The 26,456-nt window shown below is 60.3% G+C and carries 24 protein-coding genes; 6 read left to right on the top strand and 18 right to left on the bottom strand.

Annotated features, from left to right (window positions below):
- Nucleotides 1–31: 31 nt before the first annotated feature.
- The 13 genes from recO to ACUY2Y_RS02205 form a co-directional block, all read right to left on the bottom strand.
- Nucleotides 32–769 carry a DNA repair protein RecO gene (recO, locus tag ACUY2Y_RS02265; protein WP_448324631.1) on the bottom strand — a complete coding sequence of 246 codons (738 nt, stop codon included), beginning with the start codon at nt 767–769 and terminating at the stop codon, nt 32–34.
- The gene (gene era / locus ACUY2Y_RS02260) at nt 759–2,504 is read right to left on the bottom strand and encodes a GTPase Era (RefSeq protein ID WP_448324708.1); all 1,746 of its coding nucleotides are present in this window, start codon (nt 2,502–2,504) and stop codon (nt 759–761) included. Before era ends, recO begins: the two co-directional genes overlap by 11 nt.
- A 38-nt stretch (nt 2,505–2,542) precedes the next feature.
- Nucleotides 2,543–3,121: a hypothetical protein gene (locus tag ACUY2Y_RS02255; RefSeq protein ID WP_448324630.1), complete on the bottom strand. Its 579-nt coding sequence runs from the start codon at nt 3,119–3,121 to the stop codon at nt 2,543–2,545.
- Between the two features lie 4 nt (nt 3,122–3,125).
- A complete protein-coding gene (locus tag ACUY2Y_RS02250) occupies nt 3,126–4,463 on the bottom strand; it encodes a hemolysin family protein (protein ID WP_448324629.1) in 1,338 nt (445 codons plus the stop codon).
- Complete coding sequence (ybeY, locus tag ACUY2Y_RS02245) at nt 4,463–5,032, bottom strand: rRNA maturation RNase YbeY (protein WP_448324628.1); 570 nt, start codon at nt 5,030–5,032, stop codon at nt 4,463–4,465. Before ybeY ends, ACUY2Y_RS02250 begins: the two co-directional genes overlap by 1 nt.
- Nucleotides 5,029–6,003, bottom strand: coding sequence for a PhoH family protein (locus ACUY2Y_RS02240; RefSeq protein WP_448324627.1), 975 nt, complete (start codon nt 6,001–6,003; stop codon nt 5,029–5,031). The genes ybeY and ACUY2Y_RS02240 overlap by 4 nt, the downstream gene beginning before the upstream one ends.
- Before the next feature lie 10 nt (nt 6,004–6,013).
- Nucleotides 6,014–6,718: a 16S rRNA (uracil(1498)-N(3))-methyltransferase gene (locus tag ACUY2Y_RS02235; protein ID WP_448324626.1), complete on the bottom strand. Its 705-nt coding sequence runs from the start codon at nt 6,716–6,718 to the stop codon at nt 6,014–6,016.
- Complete coding sequence (gene dnaJ, locus ACUY2Y_RS02230) at nt 6,718–7,848, bottom strand: molecular chaperone DnaJ (protein ID WP_259900676.1); 1,131 nt, start codon at nt 7,846–7,848, stop codon at nt 6,718–6,720. Before dnaJ ends, ACUY2Y_RS02235 begins: the two co-directional genes overlap by 1 nt.
- A gap of 50 nt (nt 7,849–7,898) precedes the next feature.
- Nucleotides 7,899–8,921, bottom strand: coding sequence for a heat-inducible transcriptional repressor HrcA (hrcA, locus tag ACUY2Y_RS02225; RefSeq protein ID WP_448324625.1), 1,023 nt, complete (start codon nt 8,919–8,921; stop codon nt 7,899–7,901).
- A gap of 50 nt (nt 8,922–8,971) precedes the next feature.
- On the bottom strand, nt 8,972–10,096 hold the full coding sequence (gene hemW, locus ACUY2Y_RS02220) for a radical SAM family heme chaperone HemW (protein WP_448324624.1): 1,125 nt from the start codon (nt 10,094–10,096) through the stop codon (nt 8,972–8,974).
- Nucleotides 10,097–10,208: 112 nt separating this feature from the next.
- Nucleotides 10,209–10,877, bottom strand: coding sequence for a hypothetical protein (locus ACUY2Y_RS02215; RefSeq protein WP_076599563.1), 669 nt, complete (start codon nt 10,875–10,877; stop codon nt 10,209–10,211).
- Nucleotides 10,878–10,967: 90 nt separating this feature from the next.
- Nucleotides 10,968–12,752, bottom strand: a complete 1,785-nt coding sequence (locus ACUY2Y_RS02210; protein ID WP_448324623.1) for an AMP-dependent synthetase/ligase — start codon at nt 12,750–12,752, stop codon at nt 10,968–10,970.
- 70 nt (nt 12,753–12,822) lie between these two features.
- The gene (locus ACUY2Y_RS02205) at nt 12,823–14,670 is read right to left on the bottom strand and encodes an AMP-dependent synthetase/ligase (RefSeq protein ID WP_448324622.1); all 1,848 of its coding nucleotides are present in this window, start codon (nt 14,668–14,670) and stop codon (nt 12,823–12,825) included.
- Nucleotides 14,671–14,802: 132 nt separating this feature from the next.
- Here ACUY2Y_RS02205 and ACUY2Y_RS02200 point away from each other — a divergent pair, with 132 nt between their 5' ends.
- Complete coding sequence (locus tag ACUY2Y_RS02200; protein ID WP_448324621.1) at nt 14,803–16,899, top strand: 4-alpha-glucanotransferase; 2,097 nt, start codon at nt 14,803–14,805, stop codon at nt 16,897–16,899.
- Here ACUY2Y_RS02200 and ACUY2Y_RS02195 read toward each other — a convergent pair.
- Nucleotides 16,883–17,023, bottom strand: coding sequence for a hypothetical protein (locus tag ACUY2Y_RS02195; protein WP_200803293.1), 141 nt, complete (start codon nt 17,021–17,023; stop codon nt 16,883–16,885). The two genes, ACUY2Y_RS02200 and ACUY2Y_RS02195, sit on opposite strands and share 17 nt — an antisense overlap.
- A 6-nt stretch (nt 17,024–17,029) precedes the next feature.
- Nucleotides 17,030–17,161 carry a hypothetical protein gene (locus tag ACUY2Y_RS02190; RefSeq protein ID WP_448324620.1) on the bottom strand — a complete coding sequence of 44 codons (132 nt, stop codon included), beginning with the start codon at nt 17,159–17,161 and terminating at the stop codon, nt 17,030–17,032.
- A 20-nt stretch (nt 17,162–17,181) separates the two neighbouring features.
- Between ACUY2Y_RS02190 and ACUY2Y_RS02185 the strand changes: the two genes are divergently transcribed.
- The gene (locus tag ACUY2Y_RS02185; RefSeq protein WP_448324619.1) at nt 17,182–18,210 is read left to right on the top strand and encodes a carboxylesterase family protein; all 1,029 of its coding nucleotides are present in this window, start codon (nt 17,182–17,184) and stop codon (nt 18,208–18,210) included.
- Here the strand turns inward: ACUY2Y_RS02185 and idi are convergent.
- Both idi and ACUY2Y_RS02175 read right to left on the bottom strand, forming a co-directional pair.
- Nucleotides 18,161–18,673: an isopentenyl-diphosphate Delta-isomerase gene (gene idi, locus ACUY2Y_RS02180; protein WP_448324618.1), complete on the bottom strand. Its 513-nt coding sequence runs from the start codon at nt 18,671–18,673 to the stop codon at nt 18,161–18,163. The two genes, ACUY2Y_RS02185 and idi, sit on opposite strands and share 50 nt — an antisense overlap.
- Entirely contained in the window at nt 18,673–19,209 is a 537-nt protein-coding gene (locus tag ACUY2Y_RS02175; RefSeq protein WP_448324617.1) for a hypothetical protein, read from the bottom strand. The genes idi and ACUY2Y_RS02175 overlap by 1 nt, the downstream gene beginning before the upstream one ends.
- Nucleotides 19,210–19,256: 47 nt before the next feature.
- Here ACUY2Y_RS02175 and ACUY2Y_RS02170 point away from each other — a divergent pair, with 47 nt between their 5' ends.
- The 4 genes from ACUY2Y_RS02170 to ACUY2Y_RS02155 are packed head-to-tail and all read left to right on the top strand — an operon-like array spanning nt 19,257 to nt 24,994.
- Nucleotides 19,257–21,074: an ABC transporter ATP-binding protein gene (locus ACUY2Y_RS02170; protein WP_448324616.1), complete on the top strand. Its 1,818-nt coding sequence runs from the start codon at nt 19,257–19,259 to the stop codon at nt 21,072–21,074.
- 10 nt (nt 21,075–21,084) lie between these two features.
- A complete protein-coding gene (locus ACUY2Y_RS02165) occupies nt 21,085–22,227 on the top strand; it encodes a MalY/PatB family protein (RefSeq protein ID WP_448324615.1) in 1,143 nt (380 codons plus the stop codon).
- Nucleotides 22,214–23,932 carry a maltose alpha-D-glucosyltransferase gene (treS, locus tag ACUY2Y_RS02160; RefSeq protein ID WP_448324614.1) on the top strand — a complete coding sequence of 573 codons (1,719 nt, stop codon included), beginning with the start codon at nt 22,214–22,216 and terminating at the stop codon, nt 23,930–23,932. The genes ACUY2Y_RS02165 and treS overlap by 14 nt, the downstream gene beginning before the upstream one ends.
- 15 nt (nt 23,933–23,947) lie before the next feature.
- Nucleotides 23,948–24,994, top strand: coding sequence for a phosphotransferase (locus tag ACUY2Y_RS02155; RefSeq protein WP_448324613.1), 1,047 nt, complete (start codon nt 23,948–23,950; stop codon nt 24,992–24,994).
- Here the strand turns inward: ACUY2Y_RS02155 and ACUY2Y_RS02150 are convergent.
- Complete coding sequence (locus ACUY2Y_RS02150; RefSeq protein WP_448324612.1) at nt 24,991–26,415, bottom strand: HNH endonuclease signature motif containing protein; 1,425 nt, start codon at nt 26,413–26,415, stop codon at nt 24,991–24,993. The two genes, ACUY2Y_RS02155 and ACUY2Y_RS02150, sit on opposite strands and share 4 nt — an antisense overlap.
- Nucleotides 26,416–26,456 lie beyond the last annotated feature (41 nt).

Raw genomic sequence — 26,456 nt, 5'->3', positions numbered from 1 at the left:
GGGATCTCGGGGATGGTGCTCACCCCGTCTATTATGCCTGCTCCATGATCTTCAACGACGAAACGGCCGATTCCACGTTGAACTGCAGGTGAGCGACAGAGAGGCGGTGCACCTGCGCCGCCGTCGTCTCCGTCAGCTTGTCCTGCGCGGCATCGAAATAGCCTTCCGTGAGCAACCACATGATGTGCAGGGTGTCTTCCTCCACATCGAAAGACCCAGGCGGCCGGCAGTGCACGCAGGCCGCCCCGCCCACGGCCGGGTGGAAAGCATGGTGCGGTCCCCTCCTGCCGCATTGCGCGCAGTTGAACAGGCTCAATCCCCAACCGGAATGCGCCGTCGCCCGCAGGATGAACGCGTCGAGCACCAAAGCGGGAAACTGCGTGTCCTGGAGAGACTCGAATGCTTTCCCAACCTCATTGAACAAGAACTCGTCCGCCTCGTCGGCGTAGCTGAGTTTCTCCGCCGCCTCCATCACGGCGCACGCAGAGGTATACCGGTCGAAGTCGTCGATAATGCCACTCCCGTAGTACGCCACTGTGTCCGCCTGGGTGATGGTGGCCAGATTCCGCCCCGGATACAGCTGCACGTCGATGTCAACGAAGGGTTGCACGCGTGAGCCGAAGCGGCTCTTTGTTTTCCGCACGCCTTTGGCGACAGCTCTGACGAGACCATGTCCTTTGGTCAGCAGCACCACGACGCGGTCGGCCTCACCGAAGTCGTAGGTGCGCACCACGAAGGCGCGATCGCGGAAGCTTGGTTTAGAAGCCAAGGCGCCCCAAATGCTTCGGGTCGGACTGCCAGTTCTTCAGCACCTTGATGCGCAGATCCAGATAGACGTTCTGGCCCACCAGATCCATGATCTGCTTCCTCGAGCGCTGGATGATGCCGCTCAATCTCCGGCCGTCCCTGCCCTCGATGATCGCCTTCTGGCCTGGGCGTTCGAGGTACAACACCGCGTAGATTTTCGTCCTGGTGTTGCCGCGGTCATCTGTCTCTGGAAGCATTTCATCGATCTGCACGGCCACCGAGTGGGGCAGCTCGTCGCGCAGCCCTCGCAGTGCTTCCTCGCGGATCAGCTCGGCGATTCGGGTCTCGATGTCCTCGTCCGTGATGTGGCCTTCCGGATAGAACCGCGGCCCTTCTGGAAGATTCTTTGCGAGCACATCCAACAGAACATCCAACTGAATATTCTCGGTCGCCGAGACCGGAACGACGTCGACATTCTCATTGCCGGTCGCTTCGACCAGCATCTCGTGCAAACGGACCAGCTGCTCACCCACCTGGTCTTTCCCAACTCGATCAAGCTTCGTCACGATGCCCACGATCGGTGTGTCCGGCTTGGTCTTCATCACCGCGTCGAGGATCCAGCGGTCGCCGGGGCCGATCTTCTCGTTCGCCGGAATAGTGATCCCGATGACGTCCACGTCCGCGAAGGTGTCCTTGACCACCTCGTTGAGCCGCTCGCCCAAAAGAGTGCGGGGGCGGTGCAACCCGGGGGTGTCCACCACGACGATCTGCGCGTCCTCGCGGTTCACGATGCCGCGGATCGGGTGGCGCGTCGTCTCCGGCTGGTCCGCCATGATGGCGATCTTCTCACCCACCAGCGCATTCGTCAGCGTCGACTTACCGGTATTCGGGCGCCCGACAAAGCTGACGAATCCGGAGCGAAAGTCTTCCGGGGTGTCGGTGAACTGGGAAAAGTGGTCCATGCCTGCATATGGTACTGCCACGAAACTGTCTTCCGGCTCCACGATGAGGTCCTGTCGCTCGACTAATGGCAGTCCGGCAAAGCTGTTGTCCAGTCGCGTCGTCTTCTGCGCTGCCACGACCATCCCGTACAAGGAGCTCGCAATGTGCTCGAGGCGGTCTTTCGGGGTTTCGTCGATAAGCGCCGTGTACATCGCTGCCGCGAGGTCTCCCGCACCGACGACATTGCCGCCGATGCGTGGCGTTTCCACGTACCAGGCAAAATCACCATCGATGTCGAGCATGCCGATCATGTCCGGATCGCCCGTGTCCACGCTCGTGATCAAGGCCCTCCCCTTCAGGGAGCGCGCTGCCTCAATCGTCTCCTCGATCGTGCTCAGCTCTTGTCCGGTGAGCAGCGCTAGCTCCCACTGGTTCGGGCAGATCGCGTCGGCGAGCGGAATGATCTCGTCTTTGAAAATGCCGGGAATATCGTCGTCGACAAAAGACCCCACCTTCGCATTACCGATGACCGGGTCGCACACCCATTCCGCATTCGGATTGGCGTGCTTGATCTCTTCTACTGCCTCGACGATGACGGAGGCAAGAGAAGAGGAGCCCAAATACCCCGTCAGCACTATGTCGACATCCGGGTAGGCGAAACTCATCCCGTCGAGAACATCCGCGACGTGCTTCGGCGGGATCTTCGGCCCACGCCACGACGGGTACTCGGTGTGGTTGGAGAAATTGACGGTGTGCACCGGCCAGACCTCGTGGCCGAGCCTCTGCATGGGAAAGACGGCCCCGGAATTGCCCACGTGGCCGAAAGAGACTGACGATTGGATCGAGAGAATATTCACAGCGCTTCAACCTCGATCTGCATCTTTTCGAGGGCAACACTTGCATCCCACGATTCGACATAGTGGCCGACAAACAGCGCGAATGCGACGTCGCGTGCGTGCTTTAACGGCGCCGACCACTTTTTCTCACCGACTACCGCGATCATCTCGTTCTCCGACATTGCCAGAATCGTCGACGGGCCCAGAGCCGAGTCGAGTTCTTCCATGCTCACCGCGACGACATCCGCCACAGCCGCAAGCTTCGTATCCGTCACCGCACCGCAGCAGTACACCGCATCCGGGTTCAGCTCCTTGACCTGCGCGACCGTGTCCACGACCACGTCGACGAGATCACTACCGATATCCCCGGACAGCACCACGTCGACGTCTTTGAGCGCCCCGCGGTCGTTGATGCCGGCGATCACTTCACGGATATCCTCAGCCGGAATGACCGGTCCCCTCCACGCGCCATAGCTAGTGGGGTTGGAGAGGTTCGCCGTGTGCACCGGCCACACCTCATGCCCGAGCCGCTGCAGCGGGTAATCACCGACACCGCCGTAGGCAACAGCCGGTCGGATGGAGAGGATGTTCTTCATGCACCTATTGTGCACCGTCACCGAATGTGTCCTTGACGAGGGTCCGCTCGGGTACGTCGATAAGCACGGTGCGCACCTTCACGCGTCCGCGGCGGTCGTGTCCGCCTTCTGCGGTGTAGCGTAATCCGTCGACTTCCACATAGGACCCCGGCAGCGGAACGCGCCCCAGCTCGTACGACAGCAAGCCCGCCACCGTCTCGACGTTGTCCGTGATCTCCTCGTCGAATTCGAGCTCGTAGTCGATCTCGTCATCGAGAAAATCAACGAGGTCGTCGAGAGGCAACCGCGCCTGCGCACGGTAGGTGCGGTCCAGAACTAATTCGATTGGCGCCTCTTCATCCGCATCGTATTCGTCGGCGATCTCGCCCACGATCTCCTCGAGAATGTCCTCCATGGTCATCAGGCCCGCAATACCGCCATATTCGTCGACGAGCACCGCGATATGCGTCTGGTCTCTTTGCATCTCCGCCAGCAGATCGTCCAGTGGCTTCGAGTCCGGCACGAATTTCGGCTCGCGCATCAGATCGGACACGCTCACCCCGCTGCCTCCGTCGGTGCGGTTGTAGGTCCGCTCCACGATGTCCTTCAGGTAGATCACGCCCACGATGTCGTCGACGCTCTCCCCGATCACCGGAACGCGCGAATGGCCCGAGCGGATCATCAGGTTCGCCGCCTGTCCGGCGGTCTTCTCCGCCTCGATCCACACCATCTCCGGGCGTGGCACCATCACCTGGCGCGCATGGGTGTCGGCCAGATCGAAAATATTCTGGATCATGCGGTGCTCGACGGTTTCCACCACGCCCTGCTCTTGAGCCATATCGACTGCTTCGCGCAGCTCGACATCGGTGGCGTACGGATTCTCCAGCGCCTCCTCGCCCGGGGTGACCAGGTTGCCGATCCAGATCAGCAGCTTCGACAACGGCCCCAGCACGACATAGACCACCGTCAGGATCTGCGCCGCCCGCAAAGAGATCGAGTACGGGTTCAGCTTGCCGGCACGCCGCGCGATCACACCGATCACGCCGAAGCGCATGAGCGTGACCGCCACGATCGCTGCCGTGATCGCCCAACCGTGAGATGGAATCGCATCCAAAGCAGCCAGCAGCGCGAACACCGCCGCCAACGTATCCAGCACGGTCTGGATCAGCGCGAGCAGACCCAAGTGGTTCGGCCGCGCATCGACGACACGCAAAAGTGACGGAGCGCCCCCGACATCGTCTTTGACCATCGATTCCACACGAGCCCTCGAGATGGGCACCAGCGCGGACTCGAGCATTTTGATCACGCCGGCCCCCAGCAGGGAGACCAGCGAGATCAACAGGTAGGTCACCCAGAGGTCCACTACTCGCCCCGCTTTTCGACGAGCCCGTCAAGCTCCTCACGGTCCGCCGCCGACGGGAATGCGTGCTTTCCGTCCGGCTTCGGCTGGAATTCAATGCCGCGGGCCGACAGATCGTCATACCAGTCAGCGAGAATCTCATTCTGCAACGCGAACATTTCCCGCTCGTCCGCCGGGGTGGCGTGGTCATATCCGAGCAGGTGCAAACACCCATGCACCGTCAGCAGCGCCATCTCGTGGCCGAGCGAGTGCCCAGCCGCATCCGCCTGTTTCCGGTCGTAGGCAGGACACAAAATGATGTCCCCCAGCATGGAAGGACCAACAGGCGTTGCATCCGGCCGGCCGGAACCGGGCGTGAGCTCGTCCATCGGGAAGCTCATCACGTCGGTGGGGCCGGGCAGGTCCATCCAGCGCACGTGTATATCCGCCATCGTGTCGGTGTCCACGCAGGTGATGGTCACCTCGGTGTCTGGGTGGACATCCATGGCGGTCAGGGCGAACGAGGCGACGTCGACAAGCATCTCCTCGTTGACGTCTGCCTCCCCGGACTCGTTGAGGACCTCGATGCTCATTGCTCATCTCCCTTATTTTGTGCGTCACACCGGTCGTAGGCGGCGACGATCCGGCTGACCAGCCTGTGCCTCACAACGTCCTTCGCGCTGAATTCCTGGAAGTGAATGTCTTCGACATCCCGCAAAACTCGGCGTGCCACCCTCAAACCGGACACGACTCCCCGTGGCAGGTCCACCTGCGAGATATCACCCGTGACCACCATCTTGGAGCCAAAGCCCAAACGCGTCAGGAACATCTTCATCTGCGCCGGCGTCGTGTTCTGCGCCTCGTCCAAAATCACGAAAGCATCGTTCAGCGTCCGCCCGCGCATATAGGCGAGCGGAGCAACTTCAATGATCCCTGCCTCCATCAGCTTCGGAATCATCTCCGGGTCGAGCATGTCCCGCAGCGCGTCGTAGAGCGGGCGAAGATACGGATCGATCTTGTCGTTCAGGGTTCCCGGCAAGAACCCGAGCTTCTCGCCTGCCTCCACCGCCGGGCGCGTGAGAATGATGCGCTTGACCTCTTTGGCCTGCAAAGCCTGCACTGCCTTCGCGACCGCCAAATATGTCTTACCCGAGCCCGCCGGGCCGATTCCAAACACAATCGTGTTCTCGTCGATCGCGTCGACGTACTCTCGCTGCCCAGCCGTCTTCGGGCGAATGATCTTCCCGCGGCGCGCGACGATCTCCTGCCCGAGAATCTCCGCCACGGATTCAGGCATGTCCGTTGCCATGATGTCCACTGCGTGCGTCACGGCATCAGACGTGATCACGATGCCGCGGCGCGCCATCGCTTCCAGCTCGGAGAGCACGCGGGAGGCATGCGCCACCTTGTCTACCGGGCCGCGCAGCATCACTGAACCGCCGCGCGCGAAGAGATCCACACCCAAAAGATCGTTCAGGGTGCGCAGATTCCCGTCCGTGACGCCCAAAACAGACTGCGCCAATTCAGGGTCGAGCTCATAGGAGCTTGAGACCAGTTCTGCCATGCGGTTCACCCTACCAGCGGGAAAGTGCCCCAATGGCACTCAATCCAGCGAATGCCGCCGACGCCGTGCGCAGCACTTCCGGCCCCAGCTTCACTTTCACAGCATTCAGCAGCTCCAGCTCGTCTTCACCGATTCCGCCCTCAGGGCCGACAATGAGGAACAGCTTATCGACGTCAAAATCCACCTCACCGATCCCCTTTGTCGCATCCTCATGGAGAACGAGAGCCGTTTCTCCCTGAATCAGCTCCGCCAGCTGATTCGTCGTCACCGGCTCATGCACCTTAGGGATCCATGCCCGCCTCGACTGCTTCGCCGCTTCCCGCGCAGTCGACTGCCACTTCTCCACATTCTTGGCCACCTTCGCGCCCTGCCACCGCGCGATAGTCCGGTGCGAGATCCACGGAACAATCACGTCTGCCCCGCCCTGCGTGGCTAAATCGACGGCGAGCTCCGCCCGCTCCGATTTCGGGATGGCTTGGACGACGATCACTTCCGGCCTCGGCCTCAAAACATTTTTCAGTTCGACGACACTCCCGAAAAGCTTGTCCTTTCCAGAAGTATTCGTCACCTCGACTTCAGCCACAGTCCCCCGGCCGTCGATAAGCGCAATGCTCTCGCCGGCCGTGATCCGTTTGACCGTGACTGCATGCCGCCCTTCGGCGCCGTCAAGCTTTCCCGAGGCCGGGTCGTCCGCGATGAAATACGGCAGGCTCATTAGAAGCGGAACCGGTCTCGCAGGCGGGAGAAGAAGCCCTCGTCCTGGCCTGCCTCTTCCTCGACGAATGCTGACCCATCGTGCGCGTCGCGCAGCTCCTCGAGGCGGTGGCGCTGATCCTTGCTCAAATCAGTCGGAATGACCACCTGGACGTGCGCGATCATGTCGCCAGCGCCCTCCCGGCGCAGCCGCGGCATGCCCTCGCCTCGAAGAACGATCTCCTCCTCAGGCTGCGTGCCTGCCGGAATATCGATCGTCGTGGTCTCACCAGAGAGATCTTCGACCTCCACCGACGTTCCCAGCGCCGCGTCGAACATCGGGACATTGACTTTGAGGTGCAAATTATCGCCCTCGCGGACGAAGACCGGGTGCGTTTCCGTGTCCACCTCGACGTACAGGTCGCCCGCCGGGCCGCCGCCGTGCCCGACCTCGCCCTGGCCTGCCATACGGATGCGCATGCCACCGACGATGCCCGCCGGAATCTTCACCGAAATATCCCGGCGCGAACGCACGCGCCCCTGGCCACCGCACTTCTGGCACGGATCCGTGATGATCTCGCCGAAGCCAGAGCACTTCGGACACGACGTCGTCGTCATGATGTTGCCAAGGAAAGACTGCTGGACCTGCTGCACCTGGCCCTGGCCACCGCACTCGTCGCAGGTGACCGGCTTGGACTCCGATTCGGAACCTGTTCCGTGGCAGTGCTCGCACAGGATCGCCGTATCCACCGTCACGTCCTTGCGCGTACCCGAATAGGCTTCCGCCAGCGAAATGGTCGTCCGCAGCAACGCATCGTTGCCCGGCTGCACGCGGGACTTGGGGCCGCGTCCAGCACCGCCGCCAGTGTCTCCGAAGAACGCCTCGAAGATATCCCCGAAGCCAAACCCGCCCTGCGGACCAGCTGCACGTCCCTGCTCCATGGGATCGCCACCGCGGTCGACGATGCTTCGCTTTTGCGGGTCCAGCAGCACCTCCTGGGCCACGGAAATCTCACGGAATTTCTCCGCGGCTTCTTCCGTGTCGTTCACATCGGGGTGGTACTTGCGCGCGAGACGTCGATAAGCCTTCTTGATCTCCGCGTCCGTCGCACCCTGGTCCACTCCGAGAATGCCGTAATAATCGCGAGCCATCTAAAATCCTTTGTTGCTAAATCTGTTTTCGTCTACATGTCCGGTAATGGTCAGCCGCCCTCTTCACCGAGGATATTGCTGATGTAGTGCGCCACGGCAGCGACTTTACGCATCGTACCGGGGTAATCCATATACGTCGGCCCAAGAACGCCGAGCCCGCCGAGCGTCTCGCCCGAGGTGCCGTACCCAGATGTCACGATGCTCGCCTTCGACAGCTCCTCGTCCTCGTTCTCCTGGCCGATCACCACCGAGACATTGCCCAGCTCCGGCAAGTTGGTCAAAAGCTTCAGCACGACCACCTGCTCCTCGAGCGCCTCCACGACGCTGAGGAGGTCCGTAGTTTTCGGCACCAGGTTCGCAGCTCCTGCAATGAGCACTCGGTCGCTCGGGTTTTCCACCAGCGTGTCGATGAGCACCGAAATCGCCCTGTTCAGCGGGTCTGCAATATCGTTCGGCGCTTCCTTCGCGAGGATCACCAGGGAGGTCGATGCATCCGCCATTGTTTTTCCAACAAGCGCCCGGTTGAGCAGGTCACGCAATTGAGCAAGAGCTTCGTCGCCGATCGGGGAAGCGAGCTCGACATTCCTCTGGTCCACGCGTCCGTTGTCGGTGATCAGGACGAGGAGGAGCCGCGTCGGCGTCAGAGCCACCACCTCGCAGTGCTTGACCCGCGAGACCGCCAACGTCGGCAGCTGCACCACCGCCGCCTGGTGAGTGAGCTGCGCCAAAAGATGCGCCGACCTGCGCATCACGTCTTCCAAGTCGACGCTCGATTCCAAGAACTCCGAGATCGCCCGTCGTTCAGGCAAAGAAAGCGGCTTCACATCGTTGATCGCATCGACAAAAGCCCTGTAGCCCTTCTCCGTCGGCACACGCCCGGAGCTCGCGTGCGGCTGCGCGATGAAGCCCTCCGCTTCCAGCACCGCCATGTCATTGCGGATTGTCGCCGACGACACATTGAGTTTGTGCCGCTCCACCAGCCGCTTCGAACCGACCGGTTCCTGGGAGGAGATATAGTCCGCAACGATCGCGCGCAGCACTGCCTGCCTGCGCTCGCGTGCGACACCCGCCATACTTGGCACTCTCCTTCCTCGACTGCTAAGTCACGAGTGTAGCGCCCTCGCTACTCCGCGGCCAAGATGTCCGTGATCACCCCGTCGATCAGCAGTCTGCCCGCATCGGTCGCGAAAATCCGTCCCGCTTCTTCCGCGAGCACACCACCGCGCGCATGCTTATCGACGACCCCTTGAGCTCCCCCGCCAATCCATTCCCTTGGAATCCCTTCCTTCAGACGCAGACCCAGCATGATCTTCTCGAAGTGCTCTTCTTCGTCCGAAATCGTCTCCGTGCCGTCGATCGGAAAAGCATTCTCGGCGAGCATCTGCTCGTATTTCTCCGGCCGCTTCACATTGAAATACCGGAACCGATCGACATATCCGTGCGCTCCAGGACCTGCGCCCCACCAATTGCCTCCCTGCCAATACAGCAGGTTGTGCCGGCATTCCCCGCCCGGCTTCGCCCAATTCGACACCTCGTACCAGTCAAATCCAGCCCCTTCGAGGCGCTCCGCGATGATCTCGTACCGGTCGGCGTACACATCTTCTTCCGGTGCTGGCAGTTGACCTTTCCTGATCTTCCGCGCCATCGCTGTGCCGTCCTCCACGATGAGGGAATAGGCAGACACATGGTCTACCTCCGCGCTGAGCACAGCATCCAGGGATTTTCGCACATCATCGTCCGTCTCCGTCGGGGTGCCGTAGATCAGGTCCAAATTGACATGCTCGAAACCGGCCCTTTTGGCCTCTTTCGCCGCCTCCACCGCACGCCCCGGCGTGTGCTGGCGGTCCAGCACCTTCAACACCGGCGTCGACGCCGACTGCATTCCCAAGGACACCCGGTTGAACCCTGCCTCCTTGAGTCCCTCGAAATAAGCCGGGCTCGTCGATTCCGGGTTCGATTCTGTGGTCACCTCTGCGTCTGTGGCCAACCCGAAGGTGTTTCTGATCCGTGCCAGGATCCGTCCCAAACCATCTGCCCCCAACAGAGACGGAGTGCCGCCGCCGACAAAGACCGTTTCCGCCGTCCGGCCCACTTTTTCTGCCGCCAGCTCCAGTTCCTTTTCAAGCGCGACGAGATAGGCCTCATACGAGCTTTCCGTCTCGCTCGGCGTGTACGTATTGAAATCGCAGTAGCCGCACCGGGTCGCACAGAACGGAACGTGGACGTAGACACCGAATCCTTTGGTCATAGAGGTCACTTTAAGATCCCTGTGGATTTCGATCACATTCTTGCCGCCTCAAGCACAGAAACCCCAGATCAGATTTGGTTGAGCCGGCAAGCACTCGGTCTATATCCACCCGCTAGGCGCCGCGCCGCGACCGCTTCGCCGCCACCTTCGCCACGATGGCATCCACGCGGGCACGCTCCTCCAAGAATTTCGGCGGGTTAGACCCTCGCATCGCCCGGGTGAACCCGGGGTGCTCAGCTGCCACCGCATCGAGCCAGCCGTCCACGGCCGACTCCACCAGTTCACCCACCCGCGCATACAGGTGCGGAAGAGAAACCGCGGCGAGGTTCTGCGCCACCATGTCGGTCTGCTCGAGGGTGTAGTCGACCACTTCCTCGAGGTGCTGCACGATCAGGTCAGTCCTTTGGGTGCACACTTCCGTCATCGCTTTCACCGGGGAAGGCGAGCTCAACGGAAACAGCTCGAACAGTCCGACCGCGTCGAGTGGCTCCGGCTCCGGCAGCCGCTCATTGGCGGGCAGCGCCGCAGAGATGGACCCAGCCTTCACACCGGAAACGAGCGCCTGGCGCAGACCGATCAGCTCGCCGACCACGCGGCGAGCATCAGTGCGGGCATCGTCGACGATCTCGGAGAACTCGGCCAGGCAGTCGTCGGTAAGCTCCCCATCGTAATCCGCGATGGCCTCAGCAATGTGCTCGATGTACTCCGCAACCTCGTCGCCGATGTTGTAGACCTCTTGGGTCAATTCGCGGTGGCGCAGCGTCGCGGCAGTCCGGTGCACACTGGCCCCCTTCAATTCGAGTCACATTATGGCGTTCGAGCGTTGACTCTAGGCCACAGCTTCACAGCGTTTTGTACGGCGCGCCGAGACCTACCCGTAAAGCTTCCGCATCTGGTGCGCGAAGTGGTCCATCACCACTGGACGCTTCACTTTCAGCGTGGCCGTGAGCTCGCCGTCTTCTTCGGTGAGGTCGCGGGGAAGAATCCGGAATTTCTTGATCTGTTCCGCCCGACTGACCGAAGCATTCACGCGGTTCACCGCATCCTGCACTTCACCGCGCAGCTCAGGCAGCTTGGCCAATTTGTACGTCGGCATGTCCAGCCCTCGCTGCTCTTTCCAGCGCACCAGCGCATCTTCATCGAGCGCGATCAGCACGCCGATGAACGGCTTTCCGTCACCCACCACGACCGCCTGGGAAATCAGCGGGTCCTGCCGGAGCATTTCCTCGAGCGGCTGCGGTGCGACATTCTTTCCGCCCGAGGTCACCAGAATGTCCTTCTTGCGGCCGGTGATGGTGATGAAGCCATTCTCGTCGATTTCACCGAGATCGCCGGTGTGGAACCAGCCGTCGATAAGCGCTTCTTTTGTTGCTTTCTCGTTCTGCCAGTACCCGACGAAAATCCCGTCGCCCGAAAAACAGATCTCCCCGTCTTCGGTCGTCTTGGCGGAATAACCGAACATCGGCTTGCCCACGGACCCGATCTTCGCGTCTTTTCCGAAATTCACGGCGGCCGCCGACGCAGTCTCCGTCAGCCCGTACCCTTCATACACGGGCAGCCCGGCCCCACGGAAGAAATGCCCAAGCGGAACGCCCAACGCGGACCCGCCCGAAATTCCGTACTGCACATTGCCACCTAGACCTGCGCGGATTTTCGAGTACACGAGCTTGTCAAAGAGCTTTTGCTTGAGCTTCAAGCTTATCGACGGCCCCTGTTTTTCCATCGCCTTCGAGAACTCAATGGCAGTCTTCTCGGCCTCTTTGAAGATCCGTGCACCGATCGCTGAGCCGTCCGATGCCTTCACGTAGGCGGCATTGCGTGCCTTCTCGTACACGCGTGGAACGCCCAACACCACGTCCGGCTGCGCGCGCTGGAATTCCGCCGCGATCGTCTTCACATCCGACCAGTGAGTCTGCAACGTGCCCGAAATCGTCGCGAGCAGGTGCACCGACCGCGCCATCACGTGCGCGAGCGGCAAATAGGTGACCATCTTCGTCCCCGGTCCTGCGATCTTTCCGATCGGGTGCTGCTGCAGGCCACGCACTTGGAAGATCCAATTCAGGTGGGTGATGATGCAGCCTTTGGACCTTCCCGTCGTCCCCGACGTGTACACCAGCGACGCGATGTCGTCATGAGAAATACTCTTGATTCTCTCGTCCAGAATCTCATCGCCGACCACTTCCCCGGCGCGTTCCAAGTACCCAATCGCGTCCTCGTTGAACAGGAGAATCTGTTTCAAGTCCGTCTCGGTGAGGTGCTCGAATTTCACGCCGTGCTCGTGCGTTTCCCCGATCGCGAGCACCGCGCCTGAATCCTCCACGATCCACTGGATCTGGTCAAGCGAGCTCGTTGGGTAGATCGCCACCGTTGTCGCACCGGCCGCCATGATGGCGAAATCGATGACCGCCCATTCATAGCGCGCCCCCGACAGCAGCGCGATTCGATCGCCTTTCTCCACCCCAATACCAATGAGACCTTTGGCGACGCGGCGCACATGCGCGACGAATTCCGCCGCCGTCACATCGACCCAATCATGCTCACCGGGGCGAGAAAACAGGACGATATCCGGACTCTTCTCCGCAGTAGCCACCAGTGCCGAGTAGCAATTCTCGTCGGGAGCAACCTCAAATCCAGCAGGAACAGTGAATGTGGTCACGAAAAGCCTCCTTTACGGCAAATACTTTCTGCCTACAAAGTACTTGCCACGAAGGAGGCTCGTGGGCGTTTTAGCGGTACATGCGCTCGATCTGCTTCTCGAAGTTCTCCATGACCACCTTGCGCTTCACCTTCAGCGTCGGAGTGATCTCGCCTTCTTCCTCGCTCAGGTCGCGGGTGAGAATGCGGAATTTCTTGATCTGCTCGGCGTGGCTGACGGTCTTATTCGCCTCGTTGACCACGTTCTGGACGGCTGCGCGCAGCTCGGTCGTCTTCACCAGTTCCTTCAGAGGACGGTCTCCCAGACCGTTATCCGCCTGCCAACGACGCAGCTCGTCCTCGTCGATGGTGACCAGGAGACTGACAAACGGCCGGCCGTCGCCCACCACGACCGCCTGGGAGATCAACGGATCGGAACGCATGATGTCTTCCAGCGGCCCAGGCGAGACATTCTTGCCGCCGGCGGTGACGATCAGGTCCTTCTTGCGGCCCGTGATCTTCACATAACCCTCGTCGTCGATCTCGCCGAGGTCGCCGGTCACAAACCAGCCGTCGACAAGCGCTTCGTTCGTGGCTTCCTCGTTGTTCCAGTAGCCCTTGAACACACCGTCACCCTTGAAGCAGATTTCCCCGTCCTCGTTGATCTTGACGGAGTAGCCGTTATTCGGCTTGCCGACGGTGCCGATCTTCGTGCCGCCCGGGTAGTTCACGCAGGCAGCCGCCGCCGTCTCGGTGAGGCCATACCCCTCGTAGATCGGAATGCCCATGCCGCGGAAGAAGTGGAGCAAATCAGTCGAAATCGCGGATCCACCTGAGATGGCGAGCTGAGCCTTGCCGCCAACAGCCTCACGCAACTGCTTGTACACCAAGCGGTCGAAGATCTTGTGGCGCACACGGGAACGAAGCGAAAGACGCTCCCCCGAGTCCATTGCCTTTGAGTGCTCGATGGCGACCTTTTCCGCCTCGAGGAAGGTCTTCGCCTTGAATGCAGAACCTTCCGCGGCCTTGTTGTACGCGCCGTCGCGCACCTTCTCGAACACGCGCGGAACGCCGAGCAGCATCTCCGGCTCGAAACGCTGCAGCGCCAGCGTCAGGGTGCGCATATCCGACCAGTGCGCCTGGTGCGCACCGCCCATCGCGCTCGCAAGCGCCACCGAACGCGCCAAAACATGCGCCAGCGGAAGAATCGTCATGTAGTGCGTCGCGTCTTTGTCATTGATCAGATGGCCGATCTTGTTGGTCAGCAGAGCCTTTGTCTGCGATGCCCACACCAGGTGGGTGAGGATGCAGCCCTTCGGGCGGCCAGTGGTGCCCGAGGTGTACACAAGCGACGCCAAATCATCATGCTTGATATTGGCGATGCGCTCGTCGATCACGGAGTCCTCGATCTCACGGCCGTCCGTGGTCAAAGCGCCGACAGCACCCGTCGCGAACGACAGCGAACGCTGCACCTGCGACGGAGATCCTTCTAGGCGCGGAGTGCCGTCCTCGCGCAGAATCAGGTAGTCGTACAGGTGACGGTTCCGCTCGCTATCGGTGATCACGAGCTTCGCGCCGGAATCCTCCGCAATCCACTGCACCTGGTGCTCGGACGACGACGGGTACACCGGCACGCTCGCCGCGCCCGCCGCCCAGATGGCGTAGTCCAGCAGCGCCCACTCGTAGCTGGAGTCCGCCATCAGGATGACGCGGTCGCCCTGCTCCACCCCATTGGCGACAATACCTTTGGCGACAGCGCGGACCTGCTTGGCAAATTCCTCGCCCGTCACCTGCACCCAGTCGCGCCCCTCCGGGCGGGAGAAGAAGGTCTGATCAGGATGCTTCTCGCATTGGGCGAGCATCATGGTCAGACAGTTGTCTCCCGGCGCCAGCGTGAATTCAGCAGGCTTAGTGAAGACTTTGGATTCTTGTGCAGTCACGGTGAAACCTCCCTCGGTGTGGGCTATCTAACACTGACCGTACTACTGCCCCATGCGTCACCGCTCACCAGCATCAACACTTTTGACCAGGAAATCTGTGGAAGTTGTCATTCTTTGGCACAATGACGTGTTGTGGCTGATACGGAACTGCTCGAGCAACTCGCAACCGCCTACGGTTTCAGTTTGACCTACCGAGGCCAGAACAACGAGATCGTGGCTTCGCCGCGCGAGTCCCTCGTCCACCTACTCAAAGCACTCGATGTTCCGCTTTCCGACGACCCCGCGCCCGAAGAGCTCACCGAAGCCCTCCACGCGTGGCGCACCCATTGGGACACCCGCCCGCTACCCCCAGTGGTCATCGCCCGTGAGGGCCGTGAGACCTATTTCAACGTCCACGTTCCCGAAGGCGCGCCGGCGGAGGTGACCATCACTCTGGAGGATGGAACGACGTCCACCGCTTACCAGGACGAGAACTGGGCACCGCCGACTGAAGGTTGGGGCGAAGCCACCTTCCACACCCGCGGCGACCTGCCGACCGGCTGGCACACTATTCACTTGAAATCGGATGGAATCGACGAGACGTGCTCCCTCGTGGTCACTCCCCAGATGATCCGCCGCAATCTCGAGTTCCTCAACGACCCGGCATACGGCGTGATGGCACAGCTCTACTCGGTGCGCTCGAAGCATTCCTGGGGCATCGGCGACTTCCACGATCTTGGAAAGCTCGCAGAAGTCCTCGCCCGAAACGGCGCCGAGTTCCTGCTGATCAACCCCGTTCACGCAGCCCAGCCCCTTCCCCCGATCGAGGACTCCCCGTACCTGCCCACATCCCGCCGCTTCATCAACCCCATCTACATTTCGGTCGAGGATGTCCCCGAATACGAGCTTCTCGACGATGACACCCGCGAAGACATCGAAGAGTTAGCCGCCGAGTTCAAGGCCCTCAACACCTCGCCCGCATTCATTGAACGCAACGCGATTTTCGATGCAAAACTCGCCGCGCTCAACGAGCTCTTCTATGTTTTCGAAGAGTCCGGGGACCACGAGGCATTTCAGGAATTCGTCGAATTCGAGGGAACCGGATTACTCGATTATGCGCGCTGGTGCTCAAAACAGGAACTCGACATCGACTCCGACGACCTGCCCCGCTTCTACATGTGGCTCCAGTTCGTCGCCGACAACCAAAGGAAAGCTGCGCAGCAGGCAGCTATCGACGCCGGCATGTCCATCGGCATCATGACCGATCTCGCAGTGGGTGTTCACCCCGGCGGATCAGACGCTCATACTTTGCGCAGTGTCCTCGTCCAAGACGCCTCCGTCGGCGCCCCGCCTGACGCGTACAGCCAGTACGGACAGGATTGGTCCCAGCCACCGTGGAACCCGTTCAAGCTGGCAGAGAATGGATATACTCCCTGGCGCGAACTGCTCCAGACAGTCCTGCGCCACTCCGGTGGCATCCGCGTCGACCACATTCTGGGCCTGTTCCGCCTCTTCTGGATCCCGCGCATGGGCACCCCGGCCGAGGGCGCTTACATGAACTACGACCACGAGGCCATGCTCGGCATTCTGGCCCTCGAGGCCGACCGAGCAAACGCCGTCGTCGTCGGCGAAGACTTGGGCACCTTCGAACCGTGGGTCCAAGAGGAGCTGCGCGACCGCGGCGTGATGGGCACCTCCGTCATCTGGTTCGAGCATTCCCCCACCGGCCAGCGCCCCATGAACCCGCAGGAATACCGCAATCTCGCGCTTTCCTCCGTGGGCACTCACGATCTCCCACCGACCGCCGGTTACCTCTCGGGCGCCCACAACGAACTGCGCTACCAGCTCGGGCTCGTGGATGATTCCCTCGAGGAGCTCGACGCCCACGATGTCGCCTGGCAATCCCACGTGCTCAACACCGCCCGCGAACATGGATTCTTCGCCGACACTCCCCTCGCCGACACCGATTTCGACGGACTTGGAAGAGACGAACGAGGAGACGTCGACGACCTAGTCATCGCCCTGACCCGCTTCATCGCCGGAACCAGTTCAGCGTTGACCTGCACCAACCTCGTGGACATGGTCGGCGATACCCGCATTCAGAATCAGCCGGGCACGAACTCCCACCAGTACAAGAACTGGTGCGTGCCGTTGAGCGATAAAAACGGCAATGCCGTCCTCATCGAGAATCTGGAAGACATCGACCTCTTCCACAAGGTCGCCGCGGCTAGCGCTAGAACAGCCCGATAATCCCCATCACCAGCACGAGTGCGATGAGCACCCACAGTGCTTGGGTGACGCGGGAACGGGGATACTTCCTGCGCGCCTTCGGCAGTTTCATGTCCTCTTTGCGCAGGTCTTCGGGGTTAGCCATGGCTTCCTACTCTACGTCACCAGCCAGCCAGTCCACCAGCCTCAAGATACCGACGGCCACGAGCATGGCAATGGGCAGCGCAAATACCAAAACAATGGGCAGCTGCAGCCACGGACTTGCCTGCGTCAGTTCTATCATGTCGCTTAAGCTTAGGCTCCATGAGCTCTCCCGTTGAAGTGACGTGCCCTGCCGGGACTGTGATTGGAAAATCCGGAGGAGAAATCTCCTATTTCCACTCCATTCCTTTTGCGCATTTCCCCGCTCCTTTCGACGATGCAGAAATGGCGCCGAAGGGAGAACTCATCGACGCGCAAACGCCCGACCCCGAAAAAATCGCCCTCACCATCGTTGCGCCGAAAAACGCAAAGGAAGCTCCCGTCATCGTCCATATTCACGGCGGCCGCTTCGAAATGGGCGACCACGAAGATGTCGCATCGCCCGGTGAAGCGCTCGCCGAAAGCGGTGTCATTCTCGTGCGCATCGGCTACAGGAAGAAGCTTGCGGGCCTCGTTCCTTTTCGCGACGACCAGCCCCACCATTTCCGTGCCGTCGACGATGTCAATCTCGGTCTCGAGTGGGTCCAGCAAAATATCGAGGCTTTCGGCGGCGACCCCACCAATGTCACGCTCACTGGCCAATCCGCCGGCGCCGCCATCGTGTTGTGGCTCATGAGGAAAGACCACTACCGCGGCGCTTTTCGACGGGCCGTGGCCATGTCCCCCGCCTTTCCCCACAAGAATTTCCGCCAGAGGAAATCCGCCCTTCGGATTCCCACCACCAGAACGTGGCTCAATAAGGCAAAACCAGACACACTCGAGCGCGCCTACAAACGTTTGCGCCGCCGCTACCCGACAGACATGGCTTTGGGCCCCACCCCCCTGAAGCCCGAAGAAATGGCAGACATCCCTCTGGTCATTTCCTCCCATGACCAGGAATTCCAGCATCCGATCATTGGAAAACGCCTGACCAACAAGATCATTCTCCGCTGGGTCAAAGCAGTAGTCGACAACGCCCCCGGAAAAGTCTGGCACGTCCGGTTCACCGAAGGCTCAAAGCACTGCGACGAGCTATTTCCGCTTTTCGACGGCCCCCTTACCCCCTGGCTCGTCGACTATGCAAAATTCGGAAACCCCAACCTCACTGAGGAAACTGCTCTAGCTCTTCCACCAGCCACGGCGAAAAGATGAATGGAAAACTTTTGACCGCTTCCTTCAGGTTTTCCATCGAGACCCACTCAAATTCACACACCTCGTCCGGGTTCGGCTCGAGTTTTCCGTCCAATTCCGCGAAAAAGACCGGGCAAATCTCGTTCTCCACGATCCCCGACGCATCCACCGCTCGGTAGCGAAATTCGGGCAGCACCGACTCGATATTTGTCACTGTCGTGCCCAACTCTTCAGATGCCCTTCTGACCAGCGCCTCTTCGAATGTCTCGCCAGGCCCCGGGTGCCCGCAGAAACTGTTGGTCCACACTCCCGGCCACGTCAGCTTGTTCAAGGCCCGACGTGTCAGGAGAACGTTGCCAGCATCATCGAAAAGCCATGCAGAAAATGCAAAATGAAGAGGAGTGCTGGCTGTGTGCACCTCGCCTTTGCGAGCAGTTCCCTTCTCTTTTCCGTCCTCGGTGCACAGCACCACGAGCTCATCCACTAGTTGTTCAGATTCCCTTCAAAAACGACGTTGCCGATCTTGAACGTCGCGTCGTAAAGATTGCCCGAGCTCACGTCGAATGCGTACTGAACATTCATCGTCGCGCCTTTGCCCAGCGGAAAATCAAGCCCTTCAAGCTCGATGCCGGCGTCTTCCGCGCTGAGGCGGCTAGCTTTTTCTCCGCCGTCGTACGTGAGTTCAGGCTCGCCGAGCGCCTCCGGCGGCATGATGTTGTCCGAGTGGTTCTTCACCGCGACTGTGACGACGGTCCCGCCGTTCGGCGCGTAGTTGGTTCCCTGCCACTTGTAGGAGACATCCATGCCCGGGTCTTCGACGGACTCGCCACTGATTTCGTCGGTTGTGAGCGGCTCAGCGCTGTGTGTCTCGAATTCTTCCGGCTCTTCAGTCGGCGTCGCCACACCCGTGGTCGGGGTGAGCGAGCCCTCTTGGTCCACGACCTCATCATCCCCACATCCAGCGAGCAGAAGCAATGAAGATACTGCCGCGATGGTGCCAAGAGCCTTGCGCGTCATCATGAGCCTTCCCTGTCGACGAAACTTCAACACACTTTACAGTGGAGTCCGTGCAGCCACTATTTCGAGTCATCCGTAGCGCGTCCGCACTTTGGCCCTACTACGTCGGCATTGTCGTCATCTCCTCGGTCACTGCGGCGCTCCACCTTGTGTCTCCGTTCATCATTCGCGAGGCCACCGACACGATTGTCGAGGGAAAAGATCTCGACCCCATTGTGTGGCTCGCAGTCGCCCTGTTTGCGGCGTATTCCGCTAATACATTGATGCAGAATATCGGCGAATACCTCGGCGACGTCGTCTCCGCACGGATCAGGCAAACACTCTCGACGCGATATTTCGCCAAACTTCTCTCTCTGCCCCAAAGCTATTTCGACGGTCAAGTCACCGGCACGATCATCGCCCGCCTGGACCGCTCGATCATGAATATCACGCAGACGGTCCAGACCTTTTCCAACACGTTGTTGCCGATGCTCCTGCAGGTCATCGCGATCCTCGGCATCACCGCTTTCTTCTACTGGCCGCTCACCCTCCTCCTGCTTGCGCTATTTCCTATCTACCTCGCGCTGACTGCCCTGACGTCGAAACGCTGGCAGAAATACGAGAAGGACAAGAACGAGCAAATCGACCTCGCCAACGGCCGCTTCGCCGAGGTCGTCGGCCAAGTGAAGGTCACCAAATCTTTCGTCGCTGAGACCCGTGAGCTCCAAGAGTTCAGCGATCATTATGGAAAGACCATCGATCTCACTCGCCCGCAATCCCGCTGGTGGCATGGAATGGACGTTGCCCGCGGCATGGCGATGAATGCCGTCTTTTTGGGCATCTATTTGATCCTGTTCGTCCAGACCTACAACGGCCGCTTTTCCATCGGCGACATGGTCATGCTCATCCAGCTGGTCACGATGGTGCAACAACCAGTCCAGATGATGAGCTGGCTTGTCGATTCCGCCCAGCGCGCCATCGCCGGCTCCCGCGACTATTTCAAGGTGATGGACCAGCCGATCGAGGACTCCGCAAACCCCCAAGTCGTCTCCGCGACGAATTCCGCCGATGTTCCCGATCTGAACACCACGCCCACGCAGCCACTTCCTGCGGGCGAGCCGACCATCCGATTCGACAACGTCAGCTTCTCCTACGACGACGAAGAGCCCGTCCTGTCCGATATTTCCTTCTCCGCCCGCCATGGAGAAAAAATCGCCCTCGTCGGTGAGTCCGGCGGTGGAAAATCGACTCTCGTCAATCTCATTTTGGGCTTGTATCCCATCAATCACGGTTCGCTCACCATCTGCGGTAAAGACATCGACAACGCCGATATCGAACGCGTCCGCGCCTCCGTCGGAGTCGTCTTCCAAGAACCTGCGCTCTTCTCCGGCACGATCCGCGAGAACATCGCGTATGGAAACCCAAACGCATCCGAAAACGAGATCATTGAAGTGGCCAAGCGCGCCAATGCACACACTTTTATCTCGGGCTTCGCCGACGGCTACGACACCGTCATCGGCGAACGCGGTCTGCGACTTTCCGGCGGCCAAAAACAGCGCGTGGCCGTCGCTCGCGCCATGCTCAAGGATGCACCAATCCTCGTCCTCGACGAAGCGACATCAGCGCTCGACACCAAATCCGAACGCGCCGTCCAAGCCGGGCTCGACGAATTGATGAAGGACCGGACCACCATCATGATCGCGCACCGCTTATCGACGATCGCCTCCGTCGACACCATCATCACCCTCAAAGATGGAAAAATTGACGAGATCGGCACCCCCTCCGAACTCGCCGTCTCCGGCGGAATTTATTCAGAGCTTCTCGCACTAACAGCGTCGTCTTCTGCAAAAGACCGCAAGCGCCTCAAAGCCTTCGGGTTCAAAGCGTAGGTTGGGAGCCATGCAGTTCCCAGATCTTGAGACCCTCCGCGCCCGCGGCACCCGCAAGTGGACCCAATTCGGGGACGATGTTCTTCCCTTGTGGGTCGCCGAAAGCGATTTTCCCACCGCCGAGCCGGTGAAGCGAGCGATTCAGGATGCAGTGGACCGCGAGATGTTTGGCTACACCCCCGCCCACCACACGCTCGGAAACTCCTTGAGCAATTTCTATGCACAACAATACGGCTGGGCGCCTAGCCCGGAACACATTTTCCCCGTCGCCGACGTGGTGCGTGGCATGCTCTTGGGCATCCAGTACTTCACCAAGCCTGACTCTCCCGTCATCGTTCCGGTTCCCTCATATCCCCCGTTCCTCGAGCTTCCCGAGACTGCCGGCCGCGAGATGGTCGAGGTCGGGGCAAAGGACGGCCTAGACCTCATGGAAGTCGACGCCGCATTCAAAAACGGTGCTGGCTCCATCTTGCTCGCGTCGCCGAATAATCCGTGGGGCTACACATTCGACGAGGAGGAGCTCGTCCAACTGTGCAATATCGCCGCCAAATACGGCGCCCGCGTGCTTGTCGACGAAATCCACGCCCCCATCGTTTACGAAAACTCCCACCTCTGCGCCGCTAACGTCAGTGACACCGCCGCAAACGTTTGCATCACCGTCACCGCGACCTCCAAGGCGTGGAATGTCGCCGGCCTCAAGTGCGCCCAGATGGTCTTCAGCAATGAAAACGATGCAGAGACCTGGAAGAATCTCACCGGAGTAGCAAAGGACGGCACCGGCACCCTCGGCATCGTCGCCGCCCAAGCCTGCTACGACCACGGAAAAGAAGCCCTGGATGACCAAGTCAAAACTCTCAAGTCCAATCGAGATTATTTGATCGAGAACCTCCCAGAAGCCATCCCCGGTATCGAGTTCACCAAACCTCAAGCCACCTACCTCATGTTCCTCGATTTCAGAGGCACTGCGATCAAGGATGAAAAACCAGCTGCGTGGATTCGTCGAGAAGCGAAAGTCGCACTGAATGAGGGAATCACTTTCGGCACCGGCGGTGCGCACCACGCACGTCTGAATTTCGCCACCAGCCCCGAAATCTTGGCCGAAGCACTCGACCGGATTTCGACCGCTATTGTTAGGGGCCATGGACGCGACTGACGAGCAAGGCTTCCTCATTGAGGCGGACGCCAGCAAATACGATCCCCCCACCCCCGCTCCCGGCAACGAGCCCTGGGAACGCCCCGACCCTGAGTGGTACAAAGACGCCGTATTCTACGAAGTCCTCGTCCGCGCTTTCTACGACCCAGATGGTTCTGGCTCCGGCACCCTGAAGGGCCTCGAAGAAAAGCTCGACTACCTGCAGTGGCTCGGTGTCGACTGCCTGTGGCTTCCGCCGTTCTACGATTCGCCCCTGCGCGATGGCGGCTACGATATCCGCGATTTCCGCAAGGTCCTCCCCGAATTCGGCACCGTCGAGGACTTCGTTTCGCTTGTCGACGCCGCCCACAAGCGCGGTATCCGCATCATCACCGACTTCCCCATCAACCACACTTCTGACACGCACCCGTGGTTCCAGGAGTCCCGCCGCGACCCGAACGGCCCCTACGGCGATTTCTACGTCTGGTCCGACACGCCTGCCCCGTACTCTGAAGCCCGCATCATCTTCATCGACACCGAAGAGTCCAACTGGACCTACGACCCGGTGCGCAAGCAGTACTTCTGGCACCGCTTCTTCTCCCACCAGCCAGATCTCAACTACGACAATCCACAAGTTCAAGATGCCGTCATCGATGTCATCCGTTTCTGGCTGGACCTCGGCATGGACGGCATCCGCCTCGACGCGATTCCGTACCTTTTCGAGCGCGAAGGCACGAACTGCGAAAACCTCCCCGAGACGCACGAATTCATCAAACGCGTGCGCAAGCTTTTCGACGAAGAGTACCCCGGCCGTTTCCTCCTCGCCGAAGCCAACCAGATGCCCGACGAGGTCGTCCAGTATTTCGGCGACAGCGACGAGTGCCAGATGGCTTTCCACTTCCCGGTAATGCCGCGCATCTTCATGGGAATCAGCCAGGAATCCGCGCAGCCGATCATCGATATCCTTCGCGAGACCCCCGATATTCCGGAGTCCGCCCAGTGGGGCATCTTCCTCCGCAACCACGACGAGCTCACCCTCGAGATGGTCTCGGAGGACGAGCGCGATTTCATGTACACCACCTTCGCCACCGACCCCCGTATGCGCGCGAATGTCGGCATCCGCCGCCGTCTCGCTCCTTTGTTGGGTGGCCACCGCGACCGCCTCGAGCTGGCGCACGCCCTCCTGCTGTCGCTTCCCGGTTCCCCATTCCTCTACTACGGCGACGAGATCGGCATGGGCGACAACATCTGGCTTCCCGACCGCGACGGTGTCCGCACCCCCATGCAGTGGAATGCCGACCGCAACGGCGGCTTCTCCCGCACCGATCCCGAGCGCCTCTACCTGCCGGCCATCCGCAACGACACGTACGGCTACCAAGCCATCAACGTCGAATCCCAGATGGAACGTGAAAATTCACTGCTCCACTGGGTCCGCGAGCACGTGCACATCCGCAAGCAATACAAAGCTTTCGGGCGCGGCGACTACCAGGAAGTCGAGCACACCAACCCCCAGGTTCTCGCCTTCATCCGCGAATACGATGGAGAACGAATTCTCTGCATCAACAACATGAGCTCGCTGCCCCAGCCAGTCGAAATGAACCTGTCGCACTTCGCAGGAGTCGTTCCCCGCGAGCTGTCCGGCAACATCGAGTTCCCCGCCATCGGTGAACTTCCGTGGCTAGTCACCCTCGCCCCACACGGCCACTTCTGGTTCGATATTTCCTAACTCCCCTCACAGATCATGGACCTGAAAAAGACTCGTTTTTACGGCGCGAAATCAGAAGAGATTCTGAACCAAAAAGTCGTCGCGGAGATCCCCGCCAAGAATTATGCATGGCAGATTCTCGAAGTCGACCACGGCAAAATCGACCATTATCAGGTCCTCATCTCCAACGACGAGGACATCCTCGACACCGATGAGGGCGCCCAAACGTACGTGGAGCACCTCCCCAGTTTCGGTGAAATTTCCGGGGACATGTCGGGAAAGACCGCTCACCCACTTCGAGCTGATCAGTCGAATACCTCCCTTATCGTGGACGAGAAGTGGATCCTGAAGGTCTTCCGCAAGCTCGAAACTGGATTGAATCCCGACGTCGAGCTTTTGAGCGAAATTTCCGACTGCCCGTACGTCGCCGGCGTTCGCGGCCACCTCACCCGCGATGGCCAAACCCTGGCGATGATGCAACAGTTCATCACCGACGGCCGCGACGGTTTCCAACTCGCGCTCGACCCAGGACTGGAAAGCGAGCATGAACTCGGCGCCGCCATACGGACCGTGCACGAAGCACTTTCAGACGCTTTCGGCACGGAATCAGTCTCTGGCTCCCAGATCCGCGATTCACTCAACGCGCATCTCGACGAGATTCTCACTCAAACTGATGCCCTCAATCCTTTCGAAGACAATTTGCGGGAAATTTACTCACGGGTGCCGGATGATCACGTAGACATTCAGCGCATCCACGGTGATCTTCACCTGGGTCAGACTCTCCTTTCTGATCGCTGGTATTTGATTGATTTTGAGGGCGAACCTGCCCGCCCCCTTGAACAAAGGCGGCTGCCAGATCATCCTTTGCGGGATGTCGCCGGAATGGTGCGAAGTTTCGGGTACGTGCATGCAATGGGGGGTCAGGCTGACGTCGATAAGCTGCTCGCTGGGTACGAAATCGAGCCGAATCCGATCCTGGATGCGTACATCGCTGACAAAGCTGCGTACGAAGTCGTCTACGAATCCAACAACCGGCCCGACTGGGTCGAGATCCCGTTGCGCGCGATCCGCGAACTGTCCTAATCCTCCGGCGGCGGCTCGTAGGTGGGCATGGGCTCCGGGTGGAAGGGGAAGCGCAGTCCGTACTTCTCCTCCAATTCCAGGAGTTTTTCGAGGCACGCTTCGTAGTCGAAGTCCTTCTCGAAATCATCCAGGACCTTGTGGCACTGCGCGAAGAACCTGGCGTTTTCGCGCTTGAGCCGTCTGACGTCGTTGAGCGAACGCGACCACTTCGGATTCGTCGGGGTGATCTGGCTTTCGAGCACGCTTTCCGGTTCCACTCGGGCATACGTTCCATCCGCGAAGAGCCACACGACCTCACCGGTGACCGGATCCGGGACGTAGAACGCCAGACGGTCAGTCTTCATGTTGTGGTGATGCTGGCAGAGGCAGTAGAGATTATCTGCGTTCGTCTGGCCTCCTTCGTCGTACGGGATCCGGTGATCCAGCTGGCACGACCAGGCGTCGCGGCTGCACCCCGGGTAGATACAGGTTCCGTCGCGGCCGCGAACAAAAGCTCTGACTTTCTCGGGTGCGACGTAGCCGGCAACGGTGTGAGCCGCAGCCCCTTCAAGGTCGATCACGCTGATATTGAACGAGTGGAACATTTCGGTGCCGACAGCGCCCGACCACCCGAAACCGGGAATGAACACGGGCTTGGTGGTGTCCACGCTGCCATCCGGTTTCTTCGGCGCGTAGGCGAAGATGGTGGCGGGGAGCTCGGCGGCGACGCGGCCCGTGAGGAGCTTGAGGGTCGCGTCAGAATCGGAGAGACCGTGCTTGCGCGCGGTCGCCCTGATCGAGGACTGGGCTGCAGCCATCGTCGCGTTGTCCGCGGAGAAGGTCAGACCAGACAGCCCGACTCCCGAGGGATCGGGATGGAAATCGAGCTGGCCGAAGCCAGGGGGCGTCTCCCCGCGCTTCTTCTTTTTCTCTGCGTCGAAAGCCACGGAGCAGTCCAGGGTGGCCATCAGCAGGTTGAGCTGACGGGTGACCATATACGGCGTCGGCAGCTGCTGGTTCGGGGTATCGGGCGTGAACAGGCCGACGAGGAGGTCGTCGATCTGTTCGTAATCCTCGGGAGCGGCATCATTGCCCAGCCGGTTCACTGCTTTTTCGATGGCGCACAACCGCTTGATGTCCAAGCGCTGCGTCTCATTTTGAAGGTCGCGCAGGCGGGGCAGCTGCTGGAGCGTCATGTAGGCGAACATTCCCTCCTTCACATAAGAGGGAGTCAACCCGGTGCTGATACTCACGGCAGTGACTTCCGCGTCCGCATCGTGGGAACCAAGGAACTCGTCGTTTTGTGCATATCGGCCAAAGATGGCGTGCTGTGCGCGCCGCAGATAGATGCCTGCGGTGCTGTCTGGGTCGTCGGGATTCTCGCTAGCGAAGAACGCACCGGGCGGCGGAGAATGCCCGGGCGCTTCGACTTGGGCGCTCATGGTCTGCTCCTTATCTCATCGGGATCGTTGTGGATCGCTTT

The sequence above is a fragment of the Corynebacterium sp. 20-84 genome, from assembly GCF_053479455.1.
Note: the sequence above shows the minus strand (reverse complement) of the source record. Positions and strands in the feature narration are given on the sequence as shown.

Bases quoted from the DNA above. Each gene is read 5' to 3' on its own strand.
- ACUY2Y_RS02190 (WP_448324620.1), bottom strand. From the start codon at position 17,161: ATGATAGAACTGACGCAGGCAAGTCCGTGGCTGCAGCTGCCCATTGTT.
- ACUY2Y_RS02165 (WP_448324615.1), top strand. From the start codon at position 21,085: ATGCAGTTCCCAGATCTTGAGACCCTCCGCGCCCGCGGCACCCGCAAG.
- ACUY2Y_RS02185 (WP_448324619.1), top strand. From the start codon at position 17,182: ATGAGCTCTCCCGTTGAAGTGACGTGCCCTGCCGGGACTGTGATTGGA.
- hemW (WP_448324624.1), bottom strand. From the start codon at position 10,096: ATGACCAAAGGATTCGGTGTCTACGTCCACGTTCCGTTCTGTGCGACC.
- dnaJ (WP_259900676.1), bottom strand. From the start codon at position 7,848: ATGGCTCGCGATTATTACGGCATTCTCGGAGTGGACCAGGGTGCGACG.
- ACUY2Y_RS02150 (WP_448324612.1), bottom strand. From the start codon at position 26,415: ATGAGCGCCCAAGTCGAAGCGCCCGGGCATTCTCCGCCGCCCGGTGCG.
- ybeY (WP_448324628.1), bottom strand. From the start codon at position 5,032: ATGAGCATCGAGGTCCTCAACGAGTCCGGGGAGGCAGACGTCAACGAG.
- ACUY2Y_RS02195 (WP_200803293.1), bottom strand. From the start codon at position 17,023: ATGGCTAACCCCGAAGACCTGCGCAAAGAGGACATGAAACTGCCGAAG.
- hrcA (WP_448324625.1), bottom strand. From the start codon at position 8,921: ATGGCGGGTGTCGCACGCGAGCGCAGGCAGGCAGTGCTGCGCGCGATC.
- treS (WP_448324614.1), top strand. From the start codon at position 22,214: ATGGACGCGACTGACGAGCAAGGCTTCCTCATTGAGGCGGACGCCAGC.
- ACUY2Y_RS02255 (WP_448324630.1), bottom strand. From the start codon at position 3,121: ATGAAGAACATCCTCTCCATCCGACCGGCTGTTGCCTACGGCGGTGTC.
- ACUY2Y_RS02240 (WP_448324627.1), bottom strand. From the start codon at position 6,003: ATGGCAGAACTGGTCTCAAGCTCCTATGAGCTCGACCCTGAATTGGCG.
- ACUY2Y_RS02175 (WP_448324617.1), bottom strand. From the start codon at position 19,209: ATGATGACGCGCAAGGCTCTTGGCACCATCGCGGCAGTATCTTCATTG.
- ACUY2Y_RS02155 (WP_448324613.1), top strand. From the start codon at position 23,948: ATGGACCTGAAAAAGACTCGTTTTTACGGCGCGAAATCAGAAGAGATT.
- ACUY2Y_RS02235 (WP_448324626.1), bottom strand. From the start codon at position 6,718: ATGAGCCTGCCGTATTTCATCGCGGACGACCCGGCCTCGGGAAAGCTT.